13 protein-coding genes are annotated in these 17,252 nt (G+C 65.2%); 4 read left to right on the top strand and 9 right to left on the bottom strand.

The window, feature by feature from the left end:
* Positions 1–136: 136 nt before the first annotated feature.
* Positions 137–3,655: a transcription-repair coupling factor gene (mfd, locus tag FXB40_RS13235; RefSeq protein WP_148772630.1), complete on the bottom strand. Its 3,519-nt coding sequence runs from the start codon at positions 3,653–3,655 to the stop codon at positions 137–139.
* On the bottom strand, positions 3,652–3,942 hold the full coding sequence (locus tag FXB40_RS13230) for an FAD assembly factor SdhE (protein WP_148772629.1): 291 nt from the start codon (positions 3,940–3,942) through the stop codon (positions 3,652–3,654). The genes mfd and FXB40_RS13230 overlap by 4 nt, the downstream gene beginning before the upstream one ends.
* Before the next feature lie 185 nt (positions 3,943–4,127).
* Here FXB40_RS13230 and recG point away from each other — a divergent pair, with 185 nt between their 5' ends.
* Positions 4,128–6,236 (top strand): ATP-dependent DNA helicase RecG, encoded by a 2,109-nt coding sequence (recG, locus tag FXB40_RS13225; protein WP_148772628.1) that lies wholly within the window; start codon positions 4,128–4,130, stop codon positions 6,234–6,236.
* Here the strand turns inward: recG and panE are convergent.
* The 5 genes from panE to glmS all read right to left on the bottom strand — a co-directional run bounded on the left by panE (position 6,233) and on the right by glmS (position 11,446).
* On the bottom strand, positions 6,233–7,162 hold the full coding sequence (gene panE / locus FXB40_RS13220) for a 2-dehydropantoate 2-reductase (RefSeq protein ID WP_148772627.1): 930 nt from the start codon (positions 7,160–7,162) through the stop codon (positions 6,233–6,235). The two genes, recG and panE, sit on opposite strands and share 4 nt — an antisense overlap.
* A 138-nt stretch (positions 7,163–7,300) precedes the next feature.
* Complete coding sequence (locus tag FXB40_RS13215) at positions 7,301–7,582, bottom strand: hypothetical protein (protein ID WP_148772626.1); 282 nt, start codon at positions 7,580–7,582, stop codon at positions 7,301–7,303.
* A gap of 209 nt (positions 7,583–7,791) precedes the next feature.
* Complete coding sequence (locus tag FXB40_RS13210) at positions 7,792–8,661, bottom strand: NAD(P)-dependent oxidoreductase (RefSeq protein WP_148772625.1); 870 nt, start codon at positions 8,659–8,661, stop codon at positions 7,792–7,794.
* Between the two features lie 108 nt (positions 8,662–8,769).
* The gene (locus tag FXB40_RS13205; protein ID WP_148772624.1) at positions 8,770–9,540 is read right to left on the bottom strand and encodes a DUF502 domain-containing protein; all 771 of its coding nucleotides are present in this window, start codon (positions 9,538–9,540) and stop codon (positions 8,770–8,772) included.
* A 79-nt stretch (positions 9,541–9,619) separates the two neighbouring features.
* Positions 9,620–11,446, bottom strand: a complete 1,827-nt coding sequence (gene glmS, locus FXB40_RS13200) for a glutamine--fructose-6-phosphate transaminase (isomerizing) (protein WP_148772623.1) — start codon at positions 11,444–11,446, stop codon at positions 9,620–9,622.
* 219 nt (positions 11,447–11,665) lie between these two features.
* On the opposite strand from glmS, the gene FXB40_RS13195 reads away from it, so the two are divergent.
* Complete coding sequence (locus tag FXB40_RS13195; RefSeq protein WP_148772622.1) at positions 11,666–11,896, top strand: hypothetical protein; 231 nt, start codon at positions 11,666–11,668, stop codon at positions 11,894–11,896.
* Positions 11,897–11,902: 6 nt separating this feature from the next.
* Here the strand turns inward: FXB40_RS13195 and glmU are convergent, their stop codons facing one another.
* On the bottom strand, positions 11,903–13,270 hold the full coding sequence (gene glmU, locus FXB40_RS13190; RefSeq protein ID WP_148772621.1) for a bifunctional UDP-N-acetylglucosamine diphosphorylase/glucosamine-1-phosphate N-acetyltransferase GlmU: 1,368 nt from the start codon (positions 13,268–13,270) through the stop codon (positions 11,903–11,905).
* 180 nt (positions 13,271–13,450) lie between these two features.
* Here glmU and FXB40_RS13185 point away from each other — a divergent pair, with 180 nt between their 5' ends.
* Positions 13,451–14,893, top strand: coding sequence for a prolipoprotein diacylglyceryl transferase (locus FXB40_RS13185; protein WP_148772620.1), 1,443 nt, complete (start codon positions 13,451–13,453; stop codon positions 14,891–14,893).
* 393 nt (positions 14,894–15,286) lie between these two features.
* The gene (locus FXB40_RS13180; RefSeq protein WP_148772619.1) at positions 15,287–15,667 is read left to right on the top strand and encodes a hypothetical protein; all 381 of its coding nucleotides are present in this window, start codon (positions 15,287–15,289) and stop codon (positions 15,665–15,667) included.
* On the opposite strand, the gene FXB40_RS13175 is transcribed toward FXB40_RS13180, so the two are convergent.
* Positions 15,627–17,186, bottom strand: coding sequence for a glycoside hydrolase family 17 protein (locus FXB40_RS13175; protein WP_246207583.1), 1,560 nt, complete (start codon positions 17,184–17,186; stop codon positions 15,627–15,629). The two genes, FXB40_RS13180 and FXB40_RS13175, sit on opposite strands and share 41 nt — an antisense overlap.
* Between the last annotated feature and the right edge of the window lie 66 nt (positions 17,187–17,252).

Below are 17,252 nucleotides of genomic sequence, written 5' to 3'. Positions count from 1 at the left end.
CCTCTATCGCGAGCCCGCCCGCGATCGATCAAATCCAGTCTCTAAAGGACGTGCCTTTGCGGCCAAAAACGCAATGCTACCTATCGCCGCGCGGGTTTTGACCGCGCGGCAACATGACTATGCACCGCAATCGAAATTAAGCCGCCTTCTTTTTCTGCGCGAGCTGAGCCAATTGCCGCATGATCTCCGTCGTGCCGGCGAGGCGCTCTTCCGGGGTCTCCCAGTCCTGCAGGAACACGACCTTCATGTCGGGCCGCACCTTCGCCGCCTGGCCGTAGCTGCGGATGAACGACACCAGGCGGTCGGGATGGGCGAAGGAATTGTCGCGGAAGGTGATGACGGCGCCCTTCGGACCGGCATCGATCTTCCCGACATTGGCCTGGCGGCAGAACGCCTTGATCGCAGCCACCTTGAAGAGATAGCGCACCTCGTCCGGCAGCACGCCGAAGCGGTCGCGCATCTCGGCGCCAAAATTCTCGATCTCCTCCTCGCTGTCGAGATCGGCGAGGCGCCGGTACAGCGAAAGTCGCACCGAGAGGTCGCCGACGTAATCCTCAGGGATCAGCACGGGCATACCGATGGTGATGGTCGGCGACCAGCGATCGGCGGCGGGCTCGGACACGCCGGCCTTGAGGTTGACGATCGCCTCCTCCAGCATCGACTGGTAGAGCTCGAAGCCGACCTCCTTGATGTGGCCGGATTGCTCCTCGCCCAACAGATTGCCGGCGCCGCGAATGTCGAGGTCGTGCGAGGCGAGCTGGAAGCCCGCGCCCAGCGTCTCCAGCGATTGCAGCACGGTGAGCCGGCGCTCGGCCTGCACCGTGATCTTCTGCTGCGCCGGCAGCGTGAACAGCGCATAGGCCCGCAGCTTGGAACGGCCGACGCGGCCGCGGAGCTGGTAGAGCTGGGCAAGGCCGAACATGTCGGCGCGGTGCACGATGAGCGTGTTGGCGTTGGGAATGTCGAGGCCGGATTCGACGATGGTGGTCGACAGCAGGATGTCGAACTTGCCGTCATAGAACGCGGTCATGATGTCCTCGATCACGGCGGGCGGCATCTGGCCGTGCGCGACCGCGACCTTCATCTCCGGCACGTTCTTGTCGAGGAAATCCTTGACCTCGGCGAGGTCGTCGATGCGCGGCACCACGTAGAACGCCTGCCCGCCGCGATAACGCTCGCGCAGCAGCGCCTCGCGGATCATCAGCGGATCGTGCGGGGCGACGAAGGTGCGCACCGCGAGACGGTCAACTGGAGGCGAGGCGATGATCGAGAGCTCGCGGACGCCGGTCAGCGCCAGTTGCAGCGTGCGCGGGATCGGCGTGGCCGACAGCGTCAGCACGTGCACCTCGGAACGAAGCGCCTTCAGCCGCTCCTTGTGGGTGACGCCAAAGTGCTGTTCCTCGTCGACGATGACGAGGCCGAGGTCGCGGAACTTGATCGCCTTGCCGAGCAGCGCGTGGGTGCCGACGACGATGTCGACCGAGCCGTCGGCGATGCCCTTCTTGACCAAATTGAGCTCCTTGGTCGGGACCAGGCGCGAGGCCTGCGCCACGTTCACGGGAAAGCCCTTGAAGCGCTCGGTGAAGGTCCTGTGATGCTGGCGCGCCAGCAGCGTGGTCGGCACCACGACCGCAACCTGCTTGCCTTCGAGCGCCACGGCAAAGGCCGCACGGAGCGCGACCTCGGTCTTGCCGAAGCCGACGTCGCCGCAGATCAGCCGGTCCATCGGACGGCCGAGCTCGAGGTCTTTCAGGGTGGATTCGATGGCCCCTAGCTGGTCCTCGGTCTCGTCATAGGGAAAGCGTGCGCAGAACTCGTCATAGATGCCTTGCTGCACCGGCAGCTTGGGTGCCTCGTGCAAATGACGCGCGGCAGCAATCTTGATCAGCTCGCCCGCGATCTCGCGGATGCGGTTCTTGAGCTTTGCTTTTCGGGTCTGCCAGCCGGAGCCGCCGAGACGATCGAGCTCGACCGTGGTCTGGTCGGAGCCGTAGCGCGACAGCAGCTCGATGTTCTCGACCGGCAGGAACAGTTTTGCGTCGGCGGCATAATGCAGCTCGAGGCAGTCATGCGGCGCGCCGGCGACGTCGAGCGTTTGCAGGCCGACAAAGCGGCCGATGCCATGATCGGCGTGGACGACGATGTCACCCGCGGTGAGGCTCGTGATCTCCGAGATGAAATTGTCGAGCTTGCGGCTGGCCTTGCGCGTCCGCACCAGGCGGTCGCCCAGAATGTCCTGCTCGCTGATCAGCGCGATCTCGTCGGTCTCGAAACCGGCCTCCAAGCCGAGCACAGCGAGCATGGTCTCGTTGCGCGGGGTCGCCTGCACCGTCCGCCAGGCGTTGACGCTGGTGGTGTGGGTCAGCTTGTGGTCGCGCAGCATCGAGGTCATGCGGTCGCGCGAGCCTTCGCTCCAGAGTGCGATCACGACTTTCTTGCGGTTCGCCTGCAGGCCCATGACATGCGCGACGACGGACTCGAACACGTTGACCGTGCCGTCGTTACGTTCCGGCGCGAAGTCGCGGCCTTTTCGCGCGCCGGCATCGACGACGCTCACGCCGTCGGCCGGTACGGAGAACTGCGTCAGCCGCGCCAACGGGATGTCGCCGAGGCGTTTGCCCCACTCGCTCTCGGTCAGATAGAGCCTGTCAGGCGGCAGCGGCTTGTAGATGGCGCCGCCGGCGGGATGCTCCATCGCATCGCGGCGGGCCTCGTAATAGTCCTGGATCTGCTTGAAGCGCTCACGGACGGCGTCCTCGGCCTGCGGCTCGATCGCGACGGCGGCCCCTTGCAGATAGTCGAACAGCGTGTCCATCCGGTCCTGGAAGAGCGGCAGCCAGTGCTCCATGCCGGGATGACGGCGGCCTTCGCTGACGGCCTCGTACAGCGCGTCATCGCGCTCGGGGGCGCCGAACTCGGCGACGTAGCCCATGCGGAAGCGGCGGATGGTGTCGGTGACGAGCTGGAATTCCGAGATCGGGACGAGGTCGAGCGCGCGCATGTCGAGCAGCGTGCGCTGGGTCTCGGCGTCGAAGGTGCGGATCGATTCCAGGCTGTCGCCGAAGAAGTCGAACCGGACCGGCTGTTCGAGGCCGGCCGGAAACAGGTCCAGAATGCCGCCGCGCACGGCATATTCGCCGGGCTCGCGGACGGTCGAGGAGCGGTTGTAGCCGTTGTGCTCGAGCCAGGCGATGATGGTGTCCATCGGCACGACATTGCCCGGCGCAACCGACAGCGCCTGCGCCGCGACCAGCTCGCGCGCGGGCACACGCTGCACGATTGCGTTCACCGTGGTCAGCACGATCAGCGGCTTGTCGCTGCCGGTCAGCGGGGCCAGCCGCGCCAGCGTGGTCAGGCGTTGCGCCAGAACGCCGCCATGCGGCGAGACACGGTCATAGGGCTGGCAATCCCAGGCCGGGAAGGTCAGCACCGGCAGATCCGGCGCGAAAAATTGCAGCGCGCGTTCGAGCTGCTGCATCCGGGCACCGTCGCGGCAGACCACAGCAAGGCTGACGGCCGGCTTTTTCGGCCGTGCCGCGATGGCCCGCGCCAGATCGGAGATGACGAGGCCCTCAGCGCCCTCGGCGACATTGGCAAGCGTCAGCGCGCGGCCGGGCGTCAGCAGCTCGGCCGGAGATTTCATTCCCGGTTTCATACCTCGCGGTCCGCGATCGGATAGGCCTTGATGCGGGCAAACAGCGCACCGGTGACATCAGGTGGCAGCACCTTGTCACCGGTGATGGCGGCATAGAGATCGGGATCGGACTCTTCGAGAAGGGTCTCCAGCTCGGTCAGCTCGGCGTCGGAGAGGTTGGCGATCTCGGCATCCGCGAAGCGGCCGAGAATCAGGTCCATCTCGCGCGTGCCGCGGTGCCAGCAGCGGAACAGCAACCGCTTGCGGCGGTCGTCCAGCCCGTTGCTCGATCGTGTCGTTCCCGTCATGTCTCAAATCCAGTCAAACGCAGAAAGCCCGGACGTGCCGGGCCGGGGTGATATAGCCATTGGGACCGCCTGTGTCAGCCCTCGATTTGGCATGGCCCGGTGCCCGCGAAGGACTACGAAAAAAGCCGTGGATGCCCGGCATAAAGCCGGGCATGACAAGCCGAAACGATCCTAGATTCGCATCCATGCGTCCCAGCCTGCTCAATCCGCTGTTTGCTCCCGTGACCAGCCTGTCCGGCGTCGGTCCTAAGCAGGACAAGCTGCTGCAATATCTGCTCAGCCGCAACGAAACGCCGCGGCTGGTCGATCTGCTGCTGCATCTGCCGAGCCAGGTCATCGACCGCCGGGCGCGGCCGAAAATCCGCGACGCGGTCCAGGGAACCATGGTGACGCTGGAGATCACCGTCGACCGCCACCGCCCGCCCCCGCCGCGCAACGCACGCGCGCCGTATCTGGTCTATGCCAGCGACGACACCGGCGACGTCGTGCTGACCTTCTTCCGCGCCAAGCCCGGCTATGTCGAAAAGCTGCTGCCGATGGGCGAGAAGCGCTACGTCTCCGGCACGCTGCAGATGTATGACGGCATCCCGCAGATCGTGCATCCCGACCGCGTGCTCGACGAGGAGGCGATCTCGAAGCTCTCGGGCATCGACCCCGTCTATCCCCTCACCGAGGGCCTCGCGCTCGGCTCGCTCCGCCGCGCGGTCGCGCAAGCGCTGCAGAAGCTGCCGGCCCTGCCGGAATGGATCAGTCCGGACGTGCTGCGCCGCTGCAATTTCCCGCCGATCGCCGAAGCGCTCAATCGGGTGCACCAGCCGGTCGAGCTGACGGACATTCTGCCGGACCAGCGCTACTGGTCCCGTCTCGCCTTTGACGAACTGCTTGCCGGCCAGCTCGCGCTCGCTCTGATCCGCGCGCAGCTGCGCCGCCCCGCTGGCGTACGCAATGCCGGCGACGGTCACCTGCGCCACAAGATCATCGACGCCCTGCCCTACGCGCTGACGTCCTCCCAACGCGACGCAGCCGCGGCGATCGCCAACGATCTGCAACAACCCGTGCGCATGCTGCGCCTGCTCCAGGGTGATGTCGGCTCCGGCAAGACCGTGGTCGCGCTGCTGGCGGCCGCTGCGGTCGCCGAGGTCGGCAAGCAGGCCGCTCTGATGGCCCCGACCGAAATTCTGGCACGCCAGCACATCAAGACCATTGCCCCCCTCGCCGAGCGCGCGGGCTTGCGGGTCGCGATCCTCACCGGCCGCGAAAAGGGCAAGGAGCGGCGCGAGATCATCACAGAGCTCGCAGAGGGCGAGATCGATCTCCTCGTCGGCACCCATGCGCTGATCCAGGACGACGTGATCTTCCACGATCTGGCGCTGGCCATCGTCGACGAGCAGCACCGCTTTGGCGTGCGCGAGCGGCTGGCGCTGACCTCGAAGGGCGAAGCGGTCGATGTTCTCGTGCTGAGCGCCACGCCGATCCCGCGCACGCTGGTGCTGACCTATTTTGGCGATATGGACATCAGCGAGTTGCGCGAAAAGCCCGCCGGCCGCCAGCCGATCGACACCCGTGCCGTCGCCATGAGCCGGCTCGGTGAAGTCATGGACGGCGTCGGCCGCGCGATCGAATCCGGCAAGCTGGTGTACTGGATCTGCCCGCTGGTCGAGGAATCCGAGGCTGAAGGCACCGAGCATCTCACCAACGCGACCAAGCGCTTCGAGAGCCTCCAGCAGCGTTTTGGCGACCGCGTCGGCCTTGTCCACGGCCAAATGAAGGGCACCGAGAAGGATCGCGTGATGGGCCAGTTCGCGGCCCACGAGATCGGGCTTCTGGTCGCGACCACCGTGGTCGAGGTCGGCGTCGACGTGCCGGCCGCCACGATCATGGTGATCGAGAATGCGGAACGCTTCGGCCTCGCCCAGCTGCACCAGCTTCGCGGCCGCATCGGGCGCGGCTCGGAGGCTTCGACCTGCATTCTGCTCTACAGCGAACCGCTCGGCGAAATGTCGAAGGCGCGGCTGAAAGTGATCCGCGAGACCACCGACGGGTTTCGCATCGCCGAGGAGGATCTGAAGCTGCGCGGCGAAGGCGATGTGCTCGGCGTTCGCCAGAGCGGCCTGCCCGGCTACCGCATCGCGCGCTCGGAGGTCCACGGCCAGCTCATCACGCAGGCCCGCGACGAGGCGCTGCGCATCATGAAGGACGATCCGAAGCTGAAGGGTGAGCGCGGCGAAGCGCTGCGCTGCCTGCTGTATCTCTACGAGCGGGACGAGGCGATCCCGCTGATCGGGGCGGGTTAGCTCGCGGCCCTTTGCCGCCCAACCTCATAGGCGGCCACATGCGCCCGGGCGATATCCAGCATAGGGGTTTCGATGCCGAGCGCACGGCCCCGATTGGCCATGTCGCCAAGGATGTGTTCCGCCTCGGTCACCGAACCACGTTCGATGTCCCGCAGCATCGACGCCTTCAACGGCGAGTTCTGGGTCGTGAATAGTTTTCGGTCGAACTCGATGAACGGCGCCCGCGGCTCGAAACCGGACGCTGTTGCGACGGCGCAGTGCTCGGCGAACAGGCGGAAGATCAGTTCCTCGCCCTTTGGCACAATCAGGATGTCGCCAACGCTCGCGCGCATCAAGCAGGTGATGCCGGCGAGCGTGCTGAGCTGGACGAACTTTTCCCACATGTCCTGCATGATCGTGTCGCTGGCGCGCACGTCGATACCGGGGACCCGGAGCAGCTTCTCCAGAGCCAGCACACGCTCGCTCAACGCCCCCTTGGTCTCGCCGAAGACGATGGTCTGGTTGGCCATGAATTGAACGACGCGACCGTCCGCGTCGAGCCCGGCGCTGACATTCGCCAGCCCACCGAGGACGTGCCCGGCGCCGAACCGCGCAGTCAGCGCGTCGATATGTTTCAACCCGTTCAGGATCGGCAAGATCATCGTGCTCGCGCCGACGGCCGGGGCAAACTGGCTCATCGCGTCGTCGAGCGAATAGGCCTTCACGCCAACAAGCACGACGTCGAACGGCTCCTTGAGCTCGTTCGCCAGGACGATCTTCGGCTGCACGGCGAAGTCGCCGTGCGGGCTCGTGACCCTCAACCCATCCCGCCGCAATTGCTCCGCCCGCGCGGACCGCACCAAAAACGTCACGTCGGCGCCCGCTCGGACCAGGCAAGCTCCGTAATAGCCTCCGAGCGCTCCCGCGCCGATCACCAGCACTCTCATTGCAACTCCCGTGTCACGTTGGCGATATTCAGCCATCACCGCATTGCAACGGCAAGCGGATTCAGCTTCTAGCCTGGCGCGGGGGCAATTCGATGGGAGTTTGATGCGGGAGGTGTGGCGCTACAACGCAGAGCGCGCTCACTCCAGATCCGGACCCGTCTTTGTCGGCTGCGGCGCAGCGTCACGGTCCATGACTGCGCGGCATTCCGGGCTGAGCTCGGATTTATGCTGCATCATGCACGCGGTGATGCGCGGGATGTTCGGGATCTCAGAGCTGCAAAGACGGAGGGCGTCGCTGGTGCACATCTGTTGTGCTTCCGCACTGTAGGCGTGTGCAGCATTGGGCAAGGTCAAAGCGGACGCGGCAAAGGCGATGGCAAAACTGATCTGGCGAAATGAATGAGACATGATCAACCCCATTGTCGATGGGGCCAACATTAGCCGTGGCGGATTTCCCGGCATCTTCGAGACCGGCGCAAATGGGCTTCGCCGGTCGCGCAAACGGCTTCATGAGCGCCGGCCATGTTTCGTCACGCGGGACGCCGCGAAGTCAGCTCACGCGTTCGCGATCCCAAAGCCCACGCTACGGGTCAGCCGAACTGACGTTCCGACCGTGAAATGCCTGCCAATCAGGCCTTTTTCGTCCCGATATTGGCGGCAAACGCCTTCAATAGCGACGCATCGACCGCCTCGCCCTTGGCGTCCCCGGCCAGATGCTCGAACCATCTGGCAAAACCCTGGTAGATCTGGCTTGCCGGATGATCCGGCCCGAGGAAGCCGGAAATCTCCTGCATCTCCGCGACCCAGCGATAGGCCTTCGGGATCATGTCGGGCAGCGCGACCTCGAGCCGCGCCAGGATCGCGGGCTGGCTGAGCGCGAGCTCGTCGCGCAGCGCATCCGCGGCCCCTGCTTTGGTCGCAGCGACCACCATGGCCGAGCTAATCCCGGCGAGACCTTTGACGATGCCGGCGTAGGACATCTTGAGCGCAGAGGCCGCCCCCACCGGGCCTTCGACGATGCGCATGTCGAGCCCGAATTCCTTCAGCACCGCGACATCCCTGGCATGTTCGCCCGACATGTAGAACGCCGGGCTCTTGCCGCCCGGCTGCGGCGGGAAGCCGATGATGCCGCCGTCGACGAACGGCGCCTGCGCCGAGCCGATGATCTCCTCGATCCGCTTCACCGTGTCGACATTGACGGCGTTGCAGTCGACCACGACCGGCTTCTTGTTACGCTTCACGATCAATGCGGCGAGCCGCTCGGCCAGCGCCACCGCCTCGCCGGGCGGCACGATCGAGAGGATGATGTCGGCGTCCGCAATCGCCTCGTCCTCGGCGCCGACCATGCCGGCATCCGCGGCCCTTTTCAGCGTCGCCTCGCTGCGCCCCTTCAAGGACGTCAGCACGCGTGCGCCGTTTTCGCTCAGGCGGCGGGCCACCGCGCTGCCCATGGCACCGGGCGCAAGGATCGCAATGGTCTTGGACGTCGACTTGGACATCGGGGCACTCCAGTTCGAATTCCGAGTGTTGGCGCTCAGTTCGACCGGAACATTAGCAGAGGATGCGAACGCCCGCGTGATCCGCGGCCATCCCGCCGCGGAATAGCCCTACTCCGCCTTCGCAGGCTCGGGCCGGAGCGTCGAAGCGTTGGCAATGCGCGCGGCGTTCGCCATGCCGGCGAGCGCGGCTGCCTTTTTTGGATCCGGCGCCGAACCCGGCTGCACCACACCGGCCGACATAATCACCGTCGCCGCGTCCTCGGTGCTCATGTCGACTTCGATGATCTTGCTCTTGGGAACGTAAAAGAAGAATCCGGTGGTCGGGTTCGGCGAGCACGGCAGAAACACCGAGACATGTTCTTCCTGCCCCGGCAGGCTGCGCGCAACGTCCTCGTTCGGCGATTGCGAGATCAGCACGATCGACCACATGCCGGGCGATGGAAACTCCACGAGGCCGACTTTGCGGAAGCTCGAGCCCTTGCCCGAGAACAGCGTCTCGAACACCTGCTTGAGGCCGCGATAGATCGCACGCACGGCCGGGATTCGGCCGAGGAAGGTCTCGCCGACATCGACCAGCGTCCGGCCGATCAGGTTCGCCGCAAGGAAGCCGACCAGCGTCAGCGTGAAGAATGCGACGATCAGTCCCCAGCCGGGAATGACGTACGGCATGTAGGTTTCGGGCCGATAGGCCAGCGGGATGAACGGCCGCACCACGCCATCGACCCAGGTGACGAACCACCAAACCAGATAGAAGGTGATCGCGATCGGCCCCGTGACAATGAGGCCGGTCAGGAAATAATTACGAAAACGGCCCATCAGGCCGGTGTGCGGCTCCGGGGTGGGATCGAGAGGCGCAGGCGCGTCGTCGCGGGGGGTCATTCTGGTTCCAGGTCGGTCGCTTCGTCCAAGCTAGGGGCTTCTAGCAGGTTTTGGAAGAGCGCGGCCTGGTCCCTTCTGCCTATTCCACCGTCACGGATTTCGCGAGATTTCGCGGCTGGTCGACGTCGGTGCCCATCACCACCGCCGTGTGGTAGGCGAGCAGCTGCACAGGGACGGCATAGACCATCGGCGTGAAGGCCGCGGCCATGTCGGGCATGACGATGGTGACGAGCGACTCCACCGTCGCCTCCGCCGCACCCTTGGCGTCGGTCATCAGGATGATGTTGCCGCCGCGGGCGGCGACCTCCTGCATGTTGGAGACGGTCTTCTCGAACACGCGGTCATAGGGCGCGATCACGACGACCGGCATGGTCTCGTCGATCAGCGCGATCGGGCCGTGCTTGAGCTCGCCGGCGGCATAGCCCTCGGCGTGGATGTAGGAGATTTCCTTCAGCTTCAGCGCGCCTTCCAGCGCCAGCGGGTAGCTGGTGCCGCGGCCGAGATAGAGCACGTCGCGGGATTTTGCGATCCTGTGCGCGAGCTTCTCGATCTGGAGCTCGGTCGTAAGCGCATCCGACATCAGGCGCGGAATTTCGACCAGGCCGTGCACAAGCTTGGTCTCGTCCTCGTCGGACAATTCGCCGCGAGCCTTGCCGGCCGCAATCGCGAGGTTCGCGAGCACCATGAGCTGGCAGGTGAAGGCCTTGGTCGAGGCAACGCCGATTTCGGGGCCGGCCAGCGTCTGCAGCACGGTCTCGCTTTCGCGCGCGATGGTCGAGGTCGGGACGTTGACGACGGCAATGGTGTGGGCGCCCTCGGCCTTGGCGTAGCGCAGCGCAGCCAGGGTGTCGGCGGTTTCGCCGGATTGCGAGATGAAGATGGCGAGATCGCCCTTGCGCAGCGGCGCTTCGCGGTAGCGGAATTCGGAGGCGACATCGACCTCGACCGGCACGCGCGCAAAACGCTCGAACCAGTATTTTGCAACGATGCCGGCGTAGCTCGCGGTGCCGCAGGCCGTGATGTTGATGCGCTGGATGTCCTTGAAGTCGAACGGCAGCGTGACCGGCAGCGAGACGCGCTCGGTCGCCATGTCGACATAGCGCGCCAGCGTGTGGCCGACCACTTCCGGCTGCTCGTGGATCTCCTTCGCCATGAAGTGGCGGTAGTTGGCCTTGTCGACCAGCGAGGTCGAGGCAGCGTGCTTGATCTTGTCGCGCTGGACGGCCTGGCCGTCCTTGTCGAAGATCGTCGCGCTCTTGTGGGTCAGGACCACCCAGTCGCCGTCTTCGAGATAGCTGATCGTGTCGGTGAACGGGCCGAGCGCAATCGCGTCCGAGCCGAGATACATCTCGCCGTCGCCATAGCCGATCGCAAGCGGCGGGCCGTTGCGGGCGCCGATCATCAGATCATCGTCGCCGGCGAAGATGAAGCCGAGCGCGAAGGCACCGCGCAAGCGCGCCAGCGTCAGCTTCACTGCCTCCACCGGCTTGTTGCCGCGCGTCAAGAGATCGTCGACGAGGTGCAGCACGATCTCGGTGTCGGTCTGGGTGTGAAATACCGTGCCCTTCTTTTCGAGTTCCTCGCGCAGCTCGCGGAAATTCTCGATGATGCCGTTGTGAACGACAGCGACGCGCTCGGTCGCATGCGGATGGGCATTGTTGACGGTCGGCTTGCCGTGGGTGGCCCAGCGGGTGTGCCCGATGCCGGTCGTGCCCTTCAAGGGCTCGGCTTCCAGCCGCCTCTCCAGATTCTTCAGCTTGCCCTCGGCGCGGCGACGCTCGAGATGCTTGCCTTCAAGCGTGGCGACACCCGCGGAATCGTAGCCGCGATATTCAAGACGTTTGAGCGAATCCACCAATTGCTCTGCAACCGGCTCGCGCCCGAGAATGCCGACAATCCCGCACATGCGGATCAATATCCCCCAAATCGTCGAAAAATCGCCTAAACGGCGCGCTCGGTTTTTAGCGAAGTTCCTAAGGAACCAGTTACTCAATAATTATGACGGATTGCGACAGCGTCGCATGGCGGCATGCCTTTGCCTGCGTCGATGTCGTCGGCTTTAACCGCGCGAATTAACTCGTTGTCAACATGTTTGGCCAACGATTCTCGCACGGAGATCAAGGCCATGAAAGCCACGTCCGACCGCAAAGGTCTGCCACCCACGTATCTGCTCGCCAGCGAGAGCACCGGCACCCACCTCGCGCATTGGCCGCCGCCCCACCGCGCCATGGAGCGAGGCAAGGAAAGCAAGCCTGTCCTCGTCACGCAGGCTGCCGGCGAACCGGCAAAGCGCGCCAGGCCGCGCGGCTGGCGCTTGAAGCGAGCGTTGTTCTCGGAAGTCGCCGACGACGACTAGCAGCGTTTACTTCTCGGTCTTCTGCTCTGTTTTCTTGCTACCGGTCTTCATCTCGCGGTAACGCGCAGCACCACCCTCGCGAATGGTCTGCGGGCTGCGCTCCAGCGCCATCGCATCATCAGGCACGTCGCGCGTGATCACCGAGCCCGAGCCGATATAGGCGCCGTTGCCGATCTTCACGGGTGCCACCAGCGAGGAGTTGGTGCCGACGAAGGCGCCCTGCCCGATGACTGTCTTGTGCTTCTTGAAGCCGTCGTAGTTGCAGGTGATGGTGCCGGCGCCGATGTTGGAATTGGCGCCGATGGTGGCGTCGCCAATGTAGGAGAGATGGTTGACCTTGACGCCGGCCTCCAGCGTCGCGGCCTTGGTCTCCACGAAATTGCCGATCCGCGCGCCGTCGCCGAGCGAGGTGCCGGGACGCAGCCGCGCATAGGGACCGATCGAGACGTTCTTGCCGAGCGTGGTCTGCACGATATGCGAGAAGGAATGGATCACGCTGCCGTCGGCGATCGATACGCCCGGACCGATCACCACGAACGGCTCGATGGTGACGTCCTTGCCGAACAATGTGTCGGCGGCGAGAAAAACGGTCTCGGGGGCGATCAGCGTGACGCCGGCCTCCATCGCAGCCTTGCGCAGCCGCGTTTGCATCACGCCCTCCGCTTCCGCAAGCTGGGCCTTGGTGTTGATGCCGCGCACTTCGTCCTCGCTGGTTTCGATCACCACGGACTCCCATCCCTTGTCGCGGGCGACGCCGACCGCATCGGTCAGGTAATACTCGCCCTTGGAATTCGCATTGCCTATTTTGTCCAGGATCGCGAGCGCGCGGCGACCGTCGATCGCCATCACGCCGGCATTGCACAGATCGATCTTGCGCTCGTCCGCGCTGGCGTCGGCATGCTCGCGGATCGCGACCAGGCGGTCGCCCTCGACGATGAAGCGGCCATAGCCGGTCGGATCCGCCGCGCGAAAACCGAGCGCGGCGATTGCAGCACCCTTGGCGAGCGGCGCACGGAGCCGCGCAAACGTCTCGGCCGAGATCAGCGGCGTATCGCCGAAGGCGATCAGGACGTCGTCCACGCCGCGCGCGATCGCCTCCCGCGCCGCCAGCACCGCGTGCGCGGTGCCGAGCCGCTCGGCCTGCACGAAGATGAGCGCGTCGGAGCGGATCCGCTTCGCCTCGTCCGCGACCGCCTGGTGATCGGGGCCGATCACGACCGCAAGCGCAGTGCCGGTTCCGCGCGGTGCGGCACCGAGCACATGGGCGAGCAAGGTCTGATGTGCGACCGGATGCAGCACCTTTGGCAGGCTGGATCGCATACGCGTGCCTTCGCCGGCGGCGAGCACGATCGTGAGGCTTGAGCGGGCGGTCATCGCAATCCTGTCCAGTACGGTCGAATCAATCATCACATCCACGGGCGACAAGACGGTGTCGCCTGAGCTTGTCGCCTTGCTACCCCCGCAAACGCCCGGAATTCAAGTGCGAGTGGGTTTTCCTGTTAATGTTCCCTGATTGATTCGGGGAAGCCAGACAGGGCTGGGCACTATACGTTCATGGCAAAGGATTCCGACCCACTGGCGGACGCCTTCGGCGATAAGGAGACCGGCGGGCTGTTCTCCGGACTTTTGGCCGAGGAAAGCACGTTCGATCGCCGTATGATGTGGCGGCTGGGCTCGTGGGGCGCGACCGCCGTCGGCGCCGTCGTGATCGCCGTGTTGGCCAACCAGGCCCAGCTCGGCTGGCGGCGCGACCAGGTCGCCTCCGCCGATATCGCCCGCCAGTCCGACCGTCTCCAGGTGCTGACCAAGGAAAGCCAGATCGAGGCCCGTCGCCTCGCCTCCGCCATCGACACGCTGAACACCGATCGCGACCGGCTCTATTCGCGCGTCACGGTGCTCGAGCAGGGTCTTGATTCCGTCACCGGCGCCATCGCCAAGCAGAGCGCGCCATCGCCGCAGGCCCCTGGGTCGAAGCCGCAGGACACGCCCGTCGCCGCCGCGCAGCCCCCGGCCCCGGATGTCGCACCGGTCGCCTCGACCGCGGCCTCGCTGGTCGACAAGCCGCGCGCAGGCGCAGGCAAGGAGCCCAAGGAAACCTCGAAGGAAGCGTCGAAGGAAACGTCCAAGGAAATTTCAAAGGACAGTTCGAAAGAGGCTGCGAAGGATCAGCCGGGCCCGCCGCCGCAGACTGCGGCCGCCGCTTCGCTCGTTCCGCAGTCGCCGCTGACGACGTCGGCACTTCCGATCCTTCCGCTGGTGCCGTCGAAGTCGATCATGGCGCCGCCTGATCCGGCAGCCTCGAAACTGATTCAGCCGGACACCTCAGAGAAGAAACCCGAGGCGGCGCCCGCTCCCACCGAAATCGCCGCGGCCCCAGCCAAGCCGCCCGAGGCAACCGAAGCCGAGTCGCCCGCAATCGCAGTCCAGCAGACGCGCTTTGCCATCGATCTCGGCGGTGCGAATTCGGTCGACGGCCTGCGCGCGCTCTGGCGCGGCCTGAGCAAGTCCAATCCGGAGGTCGCAGCACTTCGGCCGATCATCATGATCAAGGAAGGCAATAACGGCCTCGGGATGCAGCTCCGTCTCGGTGCCGGCCCCCTGATCAACGCCGCCGCCGCCGCAAAGCTCTGCGCAGGCCTCGCCGAGAACGGCCGCCACTGCGAGACGACCGTGTTCGACGGCCAGCGCCTGTCGATGCGCGGCGGCTCGGAGAAGGGCCAGGATAAGAACCAGGACAAGGGTTCAGACAAGAACCAGGACAAGAGCTCGGAGAAGAGCCAAGAGAAGAGTCCGGACTCGGTGCCGCAAGCCGAGACCGCCCCACCGGCGCCCGCGCCCGCCGCCAAGCCTGACAGGCACCGCCGCAGCTACTCATCCAAGCGCTCGTCAAAGCGTGAGGAGCCCGCACCTACGCCAGCGCCACAGCCAGCAGCGGCCGCTGCCAAGCCGGAGACGGCGTCGGCGAGTTCGACGATATCGTCGTTCTTCAGACGGTAGGACTGTCAGGGATTCCGGTTGAATCGGCGAAGCGTCTCCCTGAGACTGCGCCGTTCAAAGAACAGCCGCCAGCTGGCTGATCTTGATGACCGCGCAAATGATCATGCCCCAAAGCGCAAAATTGACCTGCAACGCTTCAACCATTGCCAACCTCACTCGCATCCTCGCAGTCGCGTTCTTGAACGGCGTGATCTGCTCCTGACTGGATCTGCGATCACGCCCACGCTTCAAGTCCGATGTTAGGCGAGGTTGGAACCCTCGCAAATCCGTAGGGCTACGGTTCTGAGACGTTCGCGTTGCCGCAAATGAGTGCAACGGTCCGCGCGATGCCCCCCGGTGTAAAAATGCCTCGCCCCTGTTGCTCCCTCCCGCCATCCCGACCATATTGCCCGCATGACAAAAAAGCCGTTTCGCCTCACGCCCTATCAGGTGCAGTTTCTCATCGTCGTCGGTTTCGTCACCGTCGGCTGGGCGCTCTATGTGCGCTATCTCGCCGTCGAGTTCTCGCAGGTGGCGCTCGCGTGCGATGCCGGCTTGCAGACCATGATCTGCAAGGCGCGCGCGGTATCGACGTCGCTGTTCAAGAATTCGGTGTTCGGCATCGTCGCGCTGGTGATCGCGACGCTGAACCTGATGCGGCCGTCGATCGTGCTGCTCACGCTCGGCGTGGTCGCAGCCGGCCTCGGCATCGTGCTCTACAACATCGTGCTGTCGGGCCTGGCGATCGGCCTGCTCATCCTTGGCTTTGCTCGGCCCGCGCCCGCCACAGCGTGAGCGCGAACAAGAGATAGATCGCGCAGGTCCACATCGCCTGCCAGTTGTCGCGGCCTTCGTTCAGGATCACGTAGACGGCCGACAGCGCCAGCAACCCTGCGAACACGGCTTCCGCGATCGGGCGCGCGCCGATCTGCGGGCGGTTCAGCATCAACAGCGCAAACGGCACCACCGCCATCGTCAGCGAGGCGTAGGGGAAGTCGCGGTAGCGCGGGTCGAACACGAAGCCGAGCGCGGTCTCGGCCGCGATCACCGCCGTCACCGCCAGGGTCAGGCCCAGCACGGCCGAGAGCTTTGACCATTTCCGTCCCTCGAGCGGACCGAGCAGGTCGAGGAAGCTCGGCAAATTGCGGCCGATCACGAGCGCCTGCGCGCAGAAGATCGGGGAGAGGATGCCGGCGAGCAGCAGCATACCCCATTGCAGCCAGCCGCCCCAGCCGTAGCTCTCGTAAAACATCTTGTCGGCCGCGATCCCAAGCAGGATGCCCGCCGATGTCGCGGAGATGCCGACGCCGAGCCAGGCCGAGAAGCGCGGTGTCCAGGGCCGGCGGCGCAGCGTGATACCGGCCACCGCGAACACCAGCACGCTGAGGACCATGCCGGCGCCCATGTACCATTTCCAGAACGGGAAATTGCTGATCGGCTCGCCCGGCGGATATTTCAGCTGCCGCCGTACCGAATCGATCAGGCCCCAATAGCCGCCGACGGTGCCTTCGAGCCGCCGCTTCCACGGCTGGTCATAGGCCTCGATCAGGTTGACGCGAAACTTCAGGGCCTTCGCGAGCCCCAGGATTTCCGAGACGACACGCGCCTGGTTGGTGCGTGACGGCAGCGCGCCCTCGCGCATGCGGCCTTCGCTCGGCCAGCCGGTCTCGCCGATCAGGATCTCCTTCTCCGGAAACGCCACCGCCATGCGCTCGCGGATCGCCTCGACATGGCTCGCCGCGAACTTCGCCTTCACCGGCATATCCTCCCAATAAGGCAGGATGTGAATCGTGACGAAGTCGACGGCGTCATAGACCTCGCGGTTCTTCAGCCAGTATTCCCAGACGTCGGCATAGGTCACGGGCACGGTGACCTGCGCCTTCACCGAGCGGATGATCGCGGTGAGGTCCGACGTCGTCATCTCTCCGCGCAGCAACACCTCGTTGCCGACGACGAGCGCGGAGATGGTGTCGGGGAATTCCTTGGTGAGACGGACCGCGGTCGCGACTTGCGCAAAATTCTTGGCGCGGTTGCTGCCGAGCCAGATGCCCTGGATCACCTTCAGCCCGCCGACCTTGGTCGCGACCGCGGGCACCTGGTCGAGCCCGTTCTCGATCGAATAGGTGCGGACGCAGTCGGTGATCTCTTTGAGCTGGCGCAAATCCTGCTCGAGCTGGTCGGCCTCGATATGGGTCCATTCGTTCAGCGGCGTCTGGTCGCCGCGGAACGGCGCGTAGGACACGCACTGGACCTTGTCATTGGGATCGATGGGGGCGCGCGTGAGCGTGATCGGCGTGGCAAGCCACCACCACACGGCAGCAATCGCACCCAGGGAGACGAGCAGGAGCGCCAGTGGCGTACGAAGTGAAATCGGTTCCGT

It is taken from the genome of Bradyrhizobium rifense, assembly GCF_008123425.1.
In the GTDB taxonomy this organism is placed as follows: Bacteria; Pseudomonadota; Alphaproteobacteria; order Rhizobiales; family Xanthobacteraceae; genus Bradyrhizobium; species Bradyrhizobium rifense.
Note: the sequence above shows the minus strand (reverse complement) of the source record. Positions and strands in the feature narration are given on the sequence as shown.

Excerpts from the sequence above, each read along its gene's own strand:
- mfd (WP_148772630.1), bottom strand. The coding sequence starts at position 3,655 with ATGAAACCGGGAATGAAATCTCCGGCCGAGCTGCTGACGCCCGGCCGC.
- FXB40_RS13230 (WP_148772629.1), bottom strand. The coding sequence starts at position 3,942 with ATGACGGGAACGACACGATCGAGCAACGGGCTGGACGACCGCCGCAAG.
- recG (WP_148772628.1), top strand. The coding sequence starts at position 4,128 with ATGCGTCCCAGCCTGCTCAATCCGCTGTTTGCTCCCGTGACCAGCCTG.
- panE (WP_148772627.1), bottom strand. The coding sequence starts at position 7,162 with ATGAGAGTGCTGGTGATCGGCGCGGGAGCGCTCGGAGGCTATTACGGA.
- FXB40_RS13215 (WP_148772626.1), bottom strand. The coding sequence starts at position 7,582 with ATGGGGTTGATCATGTCTCATTCATTTCGCCAGATCAGTTTTGCCATC.
- FXB40_RS13210 (WP_148772625.1), bottom strand. The coding sequence starts at position 8,661 with ATGTCCAAGTCGACGTCCAAGACCATTGCGATCCTTGCGCCCGGTGCC.
- FXB40_RS13205 (WP_148772624.1), bottom strand. The coding sequence starts at position 9,540 with ATGACCCCCCGCGACGACGCGCCTGCGCCTCTCGATCCCACCCCGGAG.
- glmS (WP_148772623.1), bottom strand. The coding sequence starts at position 11,446 with ATGTGCGGGATTGTCGGCATTCTCGGGCGCGAGCCGGTTGCAGAGCAA.
- FXB40_RS13195 (WP_148772622.1), top strand. The coding sequence starts at position 11,666 with ATGAAAGCCACGTCCGACCGCAAAGGTCTGCCACCCACGTATCTGCTC.
- glmU (WP_148772621.1), bottom strand. The coding sequence starts at position 13,270 with ATGACCGCCCGCTCAAGCCTCACGATCGTGCTCGCCGCCGGCGAAGGC.
- FXB40_RS13185 (WP_148772620.1), top strand. The coding sequence starts at position 13,451 with ATGGCAAAGGATTCCGACCCACTGGCGGACGCCTTCGGCGATAAGGAG.
- FXB40_RS13180 (WP_148772619.1), top strand. The coding sequence starts at position 15,287 with ATGACAAAAAAGCCGTTTCGCCTCACGCCCTATCAGGTGCAGTTTCTC.